Origin of the sequence: Deinococcus sp. (genome assembly GCF_030523985.1) — a bacterium.
Lineage (GTDB): Bacteria > Deinococcota > Deinococci > Deinococcales > Deinococcaceae > Deinococcus.
On record NZ_JAUNHK010000010.1, the window covers coordinates 24,899 to 37,067 of the forward strand.

Below are 12,169 nucleotides of genomic sequence, written 5' to 3' on the forward strand. Positions count from 1 at the left end.
TTCGCGTGGTACCACCCAACTTCACTCCCTCGCGGGGAGCCTCGTTGCATAGCCCTCTGTCGGGGGGCGTCCGGGTGGGTCTAGTCGGCCAGGGTTCCGGGCCTTTCTTCCACCAGCGCGGGAGGGGATCTTCACGTCTGGGCGTGGGCGTCAGGCTTTCACCGTCCCTGACTCGCTCTTGCCCCGTGTCCAAAGCTACTGGCCTCGCGTTCGCCTCGGTTGTTCCCTCATGGTAGGCGCTGCGGGGGCGGGGGTCAATGCATAGGCGACTGCGCGCTTCCAGGCTCCTTATGGCCCTTTTGCCCCTTTTTTTCCTCATGTACGGGCGTATGCTAGGGGCATCCCGGCACAGGTCAGGCAGGTTGACAGCGCAACCCGCGTTCCTGTGCCTTCTCAGGAGGAAAGAGTCATGGAATTTTTCATCGATACCGCTATCGTGGACGAAATCAGGGAAATCAACACCTGGGGCGTGCTTTCGGGCGTCACCACCAACCCCTCGCTCATCGTCGCTTCGGGCCGCGACTTCAGGGAGGTCATCAGCGAAATTGCCGACCTGGTGCCCGGCGGAGCCATCAGCGCCGAAGTGACTGCGCTCGACGCCGAGGGCATGATCAAGGAAGGCAAGGACGTTGCCGCGTGGCACAAGCAGGTCGTGGTCAAGCTGCCGCTGACCCCCGCTGGCCTGCAAGCGTGCAAGGCGCTCACCAGCGAAGGCATCAAGACCAACGTGACCCTGTGCTTCAGCGTGCCGCAGGCGCTGCTCGCCGCCCGTGCGGGGGCCACCTACATTTCTCCCTTCGCGGGCCGCGTGGACGACATCGGCTGGGACGGCATCGAACTGATTCGTGCCATCAAGGAAGCTTACGTCATGGGCGACATACAGACCAAAGTGCTCGCCGCGAGCATCCGTCACCCGCAGCATGTGGTGCAGTCGGCGCTGGCAGGCGCAGACGTGGCGACCATTCCCTACAAGGTCTTTACCCAGATGATCAAGCACCCACTGACGCAAGCCGGGCTGGACGCCTTTATGGCTGACTGGTCGAAACGTGCGGCACCAGCGGGCAAAGAAGGCTGAGCATGACTGAACCCTCCGCACAGGCCCTACCTTTTCACGAGTTACAGGACAAGATTTTGCCCGAACTGCACCTGCTGGCCGCAGGGCTGGGCATCGAGAATTACCGCAAGCTGAAAAAAGACGCGTTGGCGCTGGCCATCATGGAAAAGCAGGCCGACGCCGAAGGGCAGATTCTGGCGCGGGGCTTTCTGGACATCACCTCCGACGGGTACGGCTTTTTGCAGGCCGACCTGCTCGACCCCCAGAGCCGCAGCGTGCTGGTGACGGCGGGCATCATCAAGCAGTACCACCTCCGCACCGGCGACGAAGTGATTGGCCGCGCCCGCAAGCCGCGTGACAATGAGCGGTACGGGTCATTGGTACGGGTGGAAGCGGTCAACGGCCTCGAACCGGAAGCCGCCCGCAAACGCCCCCGCTTCGACGACCTGACTCCGACTTTTCCCGACAAGCAACTGGTGCTGGAAGACCCCACCATGGATGACGGCCTCAGCCTGCGCGTGGTCGACCTGCTGGTGCCGATTGGCCTCGGGCAGCGTGCCCTGATCGTGGCTCCGCCCAAAGCGGGGAAGACGACGCTCCTCAAGAAAATCGCCAACTCCATCGTCAAGAATTACCCCGACGTGACGGTGATGGTGCTGCTGGTGGACGAGCGCCCCGAAGAAGTGACCGACTTTCGCGAGAGCGTGCAGGGTGCCCAGGTCATCGCCTCGACCTTCGACGAGTCGCCGCAGCACCATATCCGTGTGGCGGAATTCGTCCACGAACGCGCCCGCCGCATCGTGGAAGAGGGGGGAGATGTGGTGATTTTGCTCGACTCGATTACCCGTCTGGCCCGCGCCAACAACTTGGTGATTCCCCCGACGGGGCGCACGCTGGCGGGCGGTCTGGATTCCAACGCGCTGTACTGGCCCAAGCGGTTTCTGGGCGCGGCCCGCAACATTCGCGGGGGCGGCAGCCTGACCATTCTGGCGACTGCACTGGTCGAGACGGGCAGCCGCATGGACGACATCATCTTCGAGGAATTCAAGGGGACGGGCAACGCCGAACTGGTACTCAGCCGCCGCCTGGAAGAGCGCCGCGTTTTTCCCGCGCTGGACATCCTCAAGTCGGGCACCCGCCGCGAGGAGCTGCTGCTGCAACCCGAAGTCCTCAAGAAAATGTGGCTGCTCCGCAAGGTGTTCAGCGACATGGACTCGGCAGACGCGATGGAAATGCTGCTCGGGCGCATGGGCAAAACACGCAATAATGTGGAGTTTCTGGCCGCGCTCGCTGGTTGAAATTGCGAAAAGGGAGGGAGCCACTCCGGCTCCTTTTTTCTTGCCGCGCATGGTAAATATTTCTTTATATGAATGGATTTAGATTTAGTAGCTTCATATTCAAATTTATATTTTCTGTCATCTGACCCCAAACCCCACAACAAACTGACACCAAATCCAGGGTCAGCTCCGCCTTACACTCCCCGCCATGAAAGAAACCGCCACCCCCCAAATCAAGCAGGGCTTCGCCGAAATGTTCAAAGGCGGCGTCATCATGGACGTCGTCACCGCCGACCAAGCCCGCATCGCCGAAGCCGCCGGAGCCACCGCCGTCATGGCCCTGGAGCGCGTGCCCGCCGACATCCGCAAAGACGGGGGAGTGGCCCGCATGTCCGACCCCAAGATGATTAAAGAAATCATCGGGGCCGTCAGCATTCCCGTCATGGCCAAAGTCCGCATCGGCCACTTCGTAGAAGCCCAGATTCTGCAAGCCATCGGCGTAGACTTCATCGACGAATCCGAAGTGCTGACCCCCGCCGACGAGCAGTTCCACATTCTCAAAAATGAATTCAAAGTTCCCTTCGTCTGCGGCGCGAAAAACCTGGGGGAAGCCCTGAGGCGCGTGGGCGAAGGCGCAAGCATGATTCGCACCAAAGGCGAGGCGGGCACCGGCAACGTGATCGAAGCCGTGCGCCACGCCCGCACCGTCCTGGGCGACATCCGCTCCATCCAGAGCCGCCCCGCCGAAGAGCTGATGACCGTCGCCCGCGACCTGCAAGCGCCCTACGAACTGGTCAAATACGTCCATGAACACGGCAAACTGCCCGTCGTCAACTTCGCTGCGGGTGGTGTCGCCACCCCTGCCGACGCGGCACTGATGATGCAACTGGGCCTGGACGGCGTGTTCGTCGGCTCCGGCATCTTCAAGAGCGCCAACCCCGAGCGCCGCGCCCAGGCCATCGTCAAGGCCGTCACGCACTTCCAGAATCCCGACATCCTCGCGGAAGTCAGCGAAGACCTCGGCGCCCCTATGACAGGCATCAACATCAACGAACTGATTCCCGAAGAGCGCCTGGCAACACGCGGCTGGTAAGGGCCTACGGCCCGCCCAACGTAGAAACGAAAACCTCATAGCTCACGGCGCATAGCCCAGAGCCTTCTCAGGTCGCCTTCAACACAGGCGGCCCCTTTTCTCAGAGGTAGACATGAACATCGGCATTCTCGCGCTGCAAGGCGCATTTCGTGAGCATCGGCACATGCTGGAGCGTCTCGGTGCCCATGCCCGCGAAGTCAGGCTGGCTCAAGACTTAGAGGGACTAGACGGCCTGATTCTCCCCGGCGGCGAGTCCACCACCATGGTCAGGCTCCTGAACGAATACGACCTCTGGCAACCCCTGCGCGACTTTCACGCTTCAGACCGCGCCCTGTGGGGCACCTGTGCGGGGGCCATCCTGCTCGCCCGGCAGGTCACGGGCGGCAGTCCCTCACTTCCGCCTCAGCCCAGCCTGGGGGCCATCGACCTGACCATTCAGCGCAACGCCTTCGGGCGACAGGTGGACTCCTTTACCGCGCCACTGGAAATCCAGGGCCTGGACACGCCTTTTCCTGCCGTCTTTATTCGCGCTCCCGTAATTACCGAACTCGGCGCAGAAGCCGAGGCACTGGCGCAGTGGGACGGCCAGACCGTCCTGGCCCGCCAGGGGAACGTCCTGGCCTGTTCCTTTCACCCTGAGCTGGGGCAGGACACCCGCCTGCACAGCCTCTTTCTCGACCTCGCCCGAAACGCGGCATACTGACCCTCATGAGTCAAGCCCACCAACTTCTGGTCATGAAATTCGGCGGCACCAACATGCAGGACGCCCGCGCCATCAGCCACAGTGCCTCCCTCGCGGCTCGCAGCCTGCGCGAAGGCGTGAAGGTCATCGTGGTCGTCAGCGCCATGGCCGGCGTCACCAACCAGCTGCTGCAACTCGCCGACGCGGCCCAGAGCGGCGACATCGCCCGCGCCAACGACGACATCGCCGCCATGCGAACCCGCCATTTCACCGCTGCCCAGGAACTCGGAGCCGCGCCCGATTCCGAAACGGTGCGCGAACTGCGCGAACTCCACGAAACCCTGCGTCAGGCCGTCTACGGCGTCTATCTGCTGCGTGAACTGACCCCCCGCAGCCGTGACCTGATTGTCGCCTTCGGTGAGCGCCTCTCGGCCCCGCTGATGGCCCTGGCGCTCGAACAGTCCGGACTGCGCGCCAAGCACATGACCGGCGGTGAAGCAGGCATCCTGACCGACACCCACTTCGGCAACGCCCGCCCCCAGAGCAGCACCTACGAGCGCATCAAAGACCGCCTCAGCGGCTTCCTGAGCGCCGGGGTCACCCCGGTCATCGCGGGCTTCATGGGTGAAACCGACAAAGGAGCCATCACCACCCTGGGGCGCGGCGGCACCGACTTCAGCGCCACCATCGTCGGCAAGGCCCTTGGAGCCGACGAGGTCTGGGCCTGGAAGGACGTGGACGGCGTGATGAGTGCCGACCCCCGTGTGGTCAAAGATGCCCGCAACATCGAAGTCCTGAGCTACGGCGAAGTCATGGAACTCGCCTACTTCGGAGCCAAGGTACTGCACCCCCTCGCCGTGACGCCCCTCAAGGAAAGCGGCATTCCCCTGCGCGTCAAGAGCGCCGCCGACCCCGACTTCGCCGGAACCCTCGTCCGCGCCCAGGCCGATCAAGATCCGAATCGCCCCGTCAAAGCCGTGACCGCCATCAAAAACGTCAGCCTGCTCACCGTCACCGGAGCCGGGGTACTTGGTGTGCCAGAAGTCATCGCCAGCGTCTTTTCCGCCATCGCCCGCGAAAACATCACCCTGCTGATGGTGTCGCAGAGCAGCTCCATGAGCAACGTGTCGATGGCTGTCCCCAGCACCGACGCCGAACGCGCCCTGAATGCCCTACGCAGCGGCCTGTCCCAGGAACTCAACGTCGAAGAAAAGAGCAACGTCGCCGTCCTCGCCATCGTCGGCAGCGGTATGCGCGGGCAACAGGGCGTCTCCGCCAAGATGTTCTCGGCCCTGGCCAGCGAAGGCATCAACATCCAGATGATTTCGCAGGGCAGCAGCGAACTGAACATCTCCGTGGCCATCGACGGTCCCCAGGTAGATACCGCCACCCAGGCCGTCCACAACGCCTTCAGCCTCGGGGTCCAAGGCTAAAGCAGCAGGTCAACGCTCAAACGCCAGTTTCTCCCAAATCGCGGGAAGACTGGCGTTTAAACATTCATCACCTAGATAAGAAACTATTTTCACAAACAAAACCGAAAAATATTTCTTTCACAAATAGACCCCAAGAAAAAGAGGCCCTGAAGCCCCTCCTTCTTTAGCGAACGCTGACGCGCAGGCCAGTCGAGAGGCGACCACCGACTTCGACGAACAGCCAGGAACCGCCCGCCGGGACGCCTTCCGGAACCTGCACAACGATTTCGGTATCCGTCCACAACTGAACGGCACTCGCCGGAATGACGAAGGCGCCAGCCCCGTCTTCATCGGCCCCGATCAGAACGCGGGCCGTCGAGGGGCCACCCAGGAAACGGCCCTGAATGGTGAGCGTGCCGCCGCGCACGGGCGTTTCGGACGCCTTGATGAGCAGGGGAGCAGCGGTCACGTTGGCCGTCGTGGTGGCGCGGGGCGTGCAGGAAGCGAGCAGCCCGGTCATGAGTAAAGAAGCAAGAAAGAAACGCAGCATGGATAACCCTCCGTGGGGGCAGTCTAATGACCTGGACATGACGGGTCAAACCACCCCCCCCACCTCCGGCAAACGTTATCTGGTCGTCTTCAACCCCAAAAGCGGACAGGGCGACAGTGGCCTGAATGAATTCGTAGATTACCTGCGCGACTCGGGCAGCGAAGTCGTGGAGCGCGAACTCCACCCCGACCAGCCGATGGCCCAGCACATCGAAGACCTGCAAAATTTCAACGCCGTCGTTGCCGCCGGGGGAGACGGCACGGTCAGCAGCCTCGCCTATGCCGCCCGGGGCCAGAACGTGCCCATACTCGCCTACCCCGCCGGAACCGCCAACCTGATTGCCCAGAACCTCGACCTGCCGCGTGACCCGGCGGCGCTGGCGCAGATTGTGCTGGCCGGGCACGCCGTGCAGGTGGACATGGGCGAAGTCGAGGTGCGCGGCGAAAAGTCGGGCTTTTGCATGCTCGCCGGGGCCGGGGCCGACGCTGCCATGATCCGCGACTCCGAGGAACTGAAAGAGCGTTTCGGCGCGATGGCCTACGTCATGAGCGCCATGAAGCAGATGAATCCGCGCAAGACCCGCTTTCACCTCGTCGTGGACGGTCAGAAGCGCGACTTTGAAGGCATAGGCGTCATGGTCGCCAACTTCGGCATGGCCAATTACCGCCTGCCCATCACCGACGACATCAGCCCCACCGACGGGCGCTTTACCGTCATTCTGCTCAAGGCCGACCACCTTTTCCGGCTGGTGCCCAACCTGATCGATTCGGTGCGCTCGCGCCTGAACCTGGGCGATCCGATGTTCAGCGACAACCTCGAAACCCTGGAAGCCCGCGAAATCAGCGTCGACGCCAGCGACCCTTTTCCCCTTCAGTACGACGGCGAACTCCACGTCGAAACGACGCCCTTTACCGCCCGCATCCTGCCGGGAGCCGTGCGCTTCCTGACGAGTGCCCGGCGCGACGAACTCGACACGTGAATCAAAGACCCTGAACCTCGTTCCGCAGCCGTGACCGCTCGGCAGCGAAGGCCAGTCGGTGCGAGTCGAGTGACTCGGTCAGCGGCACCGGCACGGGCCGCTCCCCGCGCAAAAAGGCCAGCCAAGCCGCGACGAGGCCCACGTCGCCTCCGCCGTGATTGCCGCTGACCTCGACCTGCCAGCGCTCGGGAGCGGCTCCAGGGCCAGCGGCGAAATCGTGCAGTTCCAGTTCGCCGCGCTCCATGTGGCCGCGCAACTCGCCCCGCGTCCCCAGCAGTTTGAGGGTGCGGGTGTTGTTGTGGGTAAAGGCACTGACCGTCAGTTGCGCCGTGACCCCACCAGCGAACTCGGCGGTCACGGCCTGATGCTCGACGACATCGTTTTGACCGTTGTAGACGCACTCGCCGTATGGCCCCCACCGCAGCGCTTCCTCCAGACTCAGGCCCCCCGCCGTCAGCACCGTATTGGGCCAGACATCGGGCGCGAAAGCCCCATAGATGCGCCGGGCATCGTAAGCACAGTCGGTCAGCGGGCAGGTCAGGCAGCGCTCGGACGCCCCCGCCGGAACTTCTTCAGGTCGAAAATGCAGGCGGGTGCCCACGCTGCTCACCCGAACCGGCGGACTTCCGGCAAACCAGCGCAGCAGGTCGAGGTCGTGGCAACTCTTGGCGAGCAAAAACGGGGCCGACGGGGGAGAGCTTCGCCAGTTGCCGCGCACATAGGAATGGGCATAGTGCCAGAAAGCCACGTTCTCGGCGTGTTGGATGCCCACCAGCCGCCCGAGTCGTCCCGAGGCGACCACCTCATGGACGGCCTGAAAAAAAGCCGTCGCCCGCAGGACATGGCAAACCGTGACCCGTCCAACCGACGCGGCCTCGGCCCGCAGCAGCAAGTCAAGTTCTTCCTCACGCAGGCACACCGGCTTTTCGAGCAGCACGTCATACCCGAGCGCCAGCGCCGCCAGACAGGGTTCGACATGGCGATCGTCCGGCGTGGCGATGACAACCGCCTCCGCCACCCGCCCCAGCGCAAAAAACGCCTCCGCCGACGTGAACTGTCCTTCCGGCGGCACCCCCAGCCGGGCCGCGACTTCCTGCAAGCGCTCCGGCTTCGGCTCGACCAGCGCCACGACCTGTGCACCCTGCTCAGTCAGGTGCCAGGCGTAGACATCGGCTCCCCGGTTCCCGCAGCCGATAACCGCCACCCGAATCACGTCGGCCACCGCCCATAGCCCTGAAGCGAGGCCAGCAGCCGCGCCGGGTACTCCCCCTCGCCGAGCACGTCCACCGTGACCGCCATCGCCGTGGCATTGGCATGAACCATGCGCCGCTCGTCCAGCATCAGGCCCACATGCCCCGGAAAAAAAGCCAGGTCGCCGCGCCGGGGCTGCTCGACCCGTTGCAGGGCCGCTTGCTGCTGGTCGGCGTCACGCGGCAAGGCACGCCCACAGGCGGCGTAGGCGAGCTGCGTCAGGCCCGAGCAGTCCAGCCCCCAGGCTGAACGCCCGCCCCAGACATACGGCGTGCCCACGAAGTCCAAGGCGAAATCAGCCGCATCAGTCACCTGCTCGGGACGGCACACGACCGACTGCACCCAGGCCGCCTCGCCGCCCGGCAACTCCACCAGCCACCAGACCCGGTGCTGCTCGGTGACCGCCTCGCCCGCCGCCCGGCGTAGCCCGCTGCCCCAGCACAGTTCGGCCACGACCGGCGCACTCACGCGCGGGCCAGCGTAGGCATGGGCACGCCGGGCCGTCACCCGCAGGTCGGGCGACCACGCCCCGTCCACCACGCCGTCACGCCGCAGCCAGCCCAGATAGCCGTCGTGGACCGTGCGGCCCCACAGCCACTCTCCTTCCGATGCCAGAATCTCCAAATTTTCCCCCGGCAGCGCCTCGGTGACCTGGGCCGCCCGGGTGTCCGGAGAAGCCCGCAAGCTCAGGCGCGTGCGGCTGCGGGCCGCTTCGGGGCGCAGTTCGCGCCAGCCAGCAGGAGCGGGAGCTTCGGACCAGCGGCGCACCGGGTCCTGGGCGAACAGTCGGGCATCGGGCATCTTGCCGAGCGTACACCGATTTTGCTTTGAGGTAGGATGGTCGCACCTTGCGTATCGCTTTTCTCAGTGACCTCCACGGAAATATCCACGCGCTGACGGCCGTCAAACGCTTTCTGAACGAGAATATCGTCAATGCGGTGGTCGTCGTCGGCGACCTCGTCGGCTACGGCGCTTCGCCGGGGCCGGTCATCGACTTCGTGCAGCGTGAGGGCTGGCCCGCCACCCTCGGCAGCAGTGACCTGCGGGTCGCCCTCGACTTCGGCGAACGTGACGGACGCCGGGGCGTGGCCGACCAGGTGTTACAGTGGACCAAGACCACGCTGACCCCCGAACAGATCGACTTCCTGCGCCGCCTGCCGCCCAGCGGACGCATCAGCACGCCCGTGGGCCGCGTGCGCTACTTTCACGGCTCGCCCCACGACCCCGAGCAGCGGCTCGACCTCAACGCCCCCGCCGGGCAACTCGAACGGCTGGCCGACCAACTTGCGGCGCGGGTGGTGGTCGTCGGCGGCACCCACGTCCCCTTCATCCGCAACATCGGTGACACCGTCTTCGTGGACCCCGGCAGCGTGGGCCTGACCCTCAACCACGAACCCGGAGCGGATGTCGCCATCGTGGACTGCATAGGCCGCAAGCCCAAGGTCACGCTTCACAAGGTGCCTTACGACTATTCGTCGAGTGCCTTCGACATCATGGCCTGGAACTTGCCCCCGGTCATCGCCGACGTGATTCGCACCGGGCGCATGGGATAATACGGGACTGAACTATTCTTCGGAGATGTCGAAAAAGCGCCGCCATCTCCTTCGCGCCGTTCAGTCCCGTATCCTCTTCTACTCACTCCGTTCGGAAAAATAGCTTGGATGCCCAAACTATTTTTCAGAGCGGTATAAGCAGAAAAAAGAAGGAGGCGGGCGGAAGTTGACCTTTCCGCCCGCCTCCTTTCTCCTTCACTCAGGCCAGCGCCAGCGTTCCCCCGGCGAGTTCCTCGGTCAGCACTTCTTCGTAGCGGGCCAGCAATCCCGGCTCCCCGAGCAGGTCCTGCAACTCGGCCATCAGGCGGCGGTAGGGGCCAGGACGGGCCGACTCGCCCATCAGCCCCAGCCGCCAGATGACGCCCGCTGTCGGCCCGAGGCCGCCCGTCACGCTGATTTCGCGTTCACGCAGGGCCTTACGCACGCCCGCGTCGTCGAAACCTTCGGGGAGGCGCAGGGCCAGCACCGTGGGGAGGCGGTCCTCCGGGCGGCGCACGTAGTGGCTAAAGCCCAGCGGCTCCAGCGTGCGCTCGATCACCCGACCCATCAGCCGCACGCGGGCCTGACGTGTTTCGAGGCCCTCGTCCAGGGCTGCCCGGAGCGCCGCGTGGAAGGCGAAATGCAGGTTCACCGGCACGGTGTGGTGGTACGTGTGATCAACCCAGTAATCACGCAGGCCCTCGAAATCGCAGTACCACAGCGGCGTCTGGGTGCGCCGGGCCGCAAACCGCGCAAAAGCCCGTTCACTCACGGCAATCGGCGCGAGGCCAGGAGGGGCCGACAGGCACTTTTGCGCCCCGGTGTAGGCGTAGTCCACGCCCCAGGCCTGCATGTGGAACGGCTCCATGCCCGCCGTCGTGACCGCGTCCACCGTCAGCAGCGCTCCCGTACCGCGCACCAGTTCGGCAATCTCGGGCACCGGGTTCAGGACGCCCGTGCTCGTTTCGCCGTGAACGACCGCCACCATCGCGATGTCGTCATCCAGGTGGGCGGCCACATCAGCGGGCCGAATGGCCTCACCCAGCGGAGCCGTGACCAGCCGCACCTTCGCGCCGTAGCGGGCCGCCATCTCGGCCATGCGCCGCCCGAAGCTGCCGTTGGCGCAGACCAGCACCTCGTCGCCCGGTTCGACCAGATTGGCGAAGCCCGCCTCCATGCCCAGGCTTCCCGTGCCGGCCAGCAGCGCGGTAAAGCCCTCGGGTTCGGTGCCGTACATCACCTGCAGGTCACGCTGAATTTCGCTGTTCAGGGCGAAGACTTCGGGGTCCATGTGCCCCAGCATCGAGCGAATCAGGGCTTTTTGTGCCAGCGGATGAATCGGGGTGGGGCCAGGGGTCAGGAGCACATGCTCGTCGTGGGTATCTTCAAACATCTCACCCGGAGTCTAGACCCGTTCGCGGCACCCCGCAACTTTATTGCTTAAACGAATCCTATTTCCCGAATTTCGGCAATTCTATGGCTTCAAAACCGTATCCAACTGCTCACCCGTGCTGAGGCAATCCAGTTCCACCAGCCGCAAAAAGTCGCGGGTATAGCTCGCCACGGCGCGGGGGTGGCTGTCGGTGAGGGCATGGGTGCCGCCGCGAATGACCCGGACGACGGCGTGGGGAATGTCCTGCTGGATTTCCTGAATGGTCCAGCCGCGAATCACCGGGTCGCGATCTCCGTCGATGAGGAGGGTCGGCACCTCGATGCGGGGGAGAAGGTCGCCGGTCTGGTGCTCGCTCTGGTCCTGCGCGAGGCGGTACATGGTGCCCAGACCCGCCCGCCGGTACGCCCGCAGGCCACCGGGCCACAGCAGGCCGGGCCGTTCACGCGGCAGGTCGAGCAGCAGCCGCACCGACTGGGCGAAGACGCTGGGATTTTCCGGAATGCCCGTCGGGGCGCAGGCAATCAGCGCCGTGGTGCAGGTCGGATACCGCGCCGCCAGGTCAAAAATCACCTCGCCGCCCAGCGAGTGCCCGAACAGCGGGGCGCATTTCAGGCCGCTTTCCTTCAGCCACGCCGCCAGATGGTCGGTCAATTCTTCCAGACGCGAAGGAAATCCGGCGCGGCCGTGGCTGTGGCCGTGGCCCGGCGGGTCATAGAGGTAGACCGTGCGGCTGCGCGACAGTCGCCGCCCGACCCGTTCGTACATCCAAGACGCGCAGCCCAGGCCCGGCACCACCACCAGCGGCGGCCCCTCGCCCAGAACGCGGGCATGGGTCCACAGCCCCTGCACATGCGTCCAGCGCGAATATCCGGCTGCAGTGTCAGCCACGGTGCAAAAACTCCTCGACGGCGCGGTTGAAGCCCGCCGGGTCGTCCACCATGACGAC

At 64.6% G+C, this 12,169-nt stretch carries 12 protein-coding genes; 7 read left to right on the forward strand and 5 right to left on the reverse strand.

The features are described 5' to 3' along the window. Positions 1 to 409: 409 nt before the first annotated feature. The 5 genes from fsa (at position 410) to Q4C89_RS03105 (ending at position 5,539) form a co-directional block, all read left to right on the forward strand. A complete protein-coding gene (gene fsa, locus Q4C89_RS03085; protein ID WP_303101139.1) occupies positions 410 to 1,075 on the forward strand; it encodes a fructose-6-phosphate aldolase in 666 nt (221 codons plus the stop codon). Positions 1,076 to 1,077: 2 nt separating this feature from the next. Further along, on the forward strand, positions 1,078 to 2,352 hold the full coding sequence (gene rho / locus Q4C89_RS03090; RefSeq protein WP_303101140.1) for a transcription termination factor Rho: 1,275 nt from the start codon (positions 1,078 to 1,080) through the stop codon (positions 2,350 to 2,352). 187 nt (positions 2,353 to 2,539) lie between these two features. Continuing rightward, entirely contained in the window at positions 2,540 to 3,424 is an 885-nt protein-coding gene (pdxS, locus tag Q4C89_RS03095) for a pyridoxal 5'-phosphate synthase lyase subunit PdxS (protein ID WP_303101141.1), read from the forward strand. Positions 3,425 to 3,536: 112 nt separating this feature from the next. After that, positions 3,537 to 4,127, forward strand: a complete 591-nt coding sequence (pdxT, locus tag Q4C89_RS03100) for a pyridoxal 5'-phosphate synthase glutaminase subunit PdxT (protein ID WP_303101142.1) — start codon at positions 3,537 to 3,539, stop codon at positions 4,125 to 4,127. 5 nt (positions 4,128 to 4,132) lie between these two features. Beyond that, entirely contained in the window at positions 4,133 to 5,539 is a 1,407-nt protein-coding gene (locus tag Q4C89_RS03105) for an aspartate kinase (RefSeq protein ID WP_303101143.1), read from the forward strand. Between the two features lie 163 nt (positions 5,540 to 5,702). Here Q4C89_RS03105 and Q4C89_RS03110 read toward each other — a convergent pair whose 3' ends face one another. Further along, positions 5,703 to 6,068 carry an IPT/TIG domain-containing protein gene (locus Q4C89_RS03110; RefSeq protein WP_303101144.1) on the reverse strand — a complete coding sequence of 122 codons (366 nt, stop codon included), beginning with the start codon at positions 6,066 to 6,068 and terminating at the stop codon, positions 5,703 to 5,705. A gap of 37 nt (positions 6,069 to 6,105) precedes the next feature. Here Q4C89_RS03110 and Q4C89_RS03115 point away from each other — a divergent pair, with 37 nt between their 5' ends. Then, complete coding sequence (locus Q4C89_RS03115; RefSeq protein ID WP_303101157.1) at positions 6,106 to 7,047, forward strand: diacylglycerol kinase family protein; 942 nt, start codon at positions 6,106 to 6,108, stop codon at positions 7,045 to 7,047. 1 nt (position 7,048) lies between these two features. On the opposite strand, the gene Q4C89_RS03120 is transcribed toward Q4C89_RS03115, so the two are convergent. Further along, entirely contained in the window at positions 7,049 to 8,269 is a 1,221-nt protein-coding gene (locus Q4C89_RS03120; protein WP_303101145.1) for a Gfo/Idh/MocA family protein, read from the reverse strand. Then, a complete protein-coding gene (locus Q4C89_RS03125; protein ID WP_303101146.1) occupies positions 8,257 to 9,099 on the reverse strand; it encodes a C40 family peptidase in 843 nt (280 codons plus the stop codon). The genes Q4C89_RS03120 and Q4C89_RS03125 overlap by 13 nt, the downstream gene beginning before the upstream one ends. A 47-nt stretch (positions 9,100 to 9,146) precedes the next feature. Here Q4C89_RS03125 and Q4C89_RS03130 point away from each other — a divergent pair, with 47 nt between their 5' ends. Continuing rightward, entirely contained in the window at positions 9,147 to 9,851 is a 705-nt protein-coding gene (locus tag Q4C89_RS03130; protein WP_303101147.1) for a metallophosphoesterase, read from the forward strand. Between the two features lie 199 nt (positions 9,852 to 10,050). Here the strand turns inward: Q4C89_RS03130 and Q4C89_RS03135 are convergent, their stop codons facing one another. Together Q4C89_RS03135 and Q4C89_RS03140 are read right to left on the reverse strand one after the other, a co-directional pair. Beyond that, a complete protein-coding gene (locus tag Q4C89_RS03135) occupies positions 10,051 to 11,223 on the reverse strand; it encodes an alanine--glyoxylate aminotransferase family protein (protein WP_303101148.1) in 1,173 nt (390 codons plus the stop codon). An 81-nt stretch (positions 11,224 to 11,304) separates the two neighbouring features. Then, positions 11,305 to 12,111: an alpha/beta fold hydrolase gene (locus Q4C89_RS03140; protein ID WP_303101149.1), complete on the reverse strand. Its 807-nt coding sequence runs from the start codon at positions 12,109 to 12,111 to the stop codon at positions 11,305 to 11,307. Positions 12,112 to 12,169 lie beyond the last annotated feature (58 nt).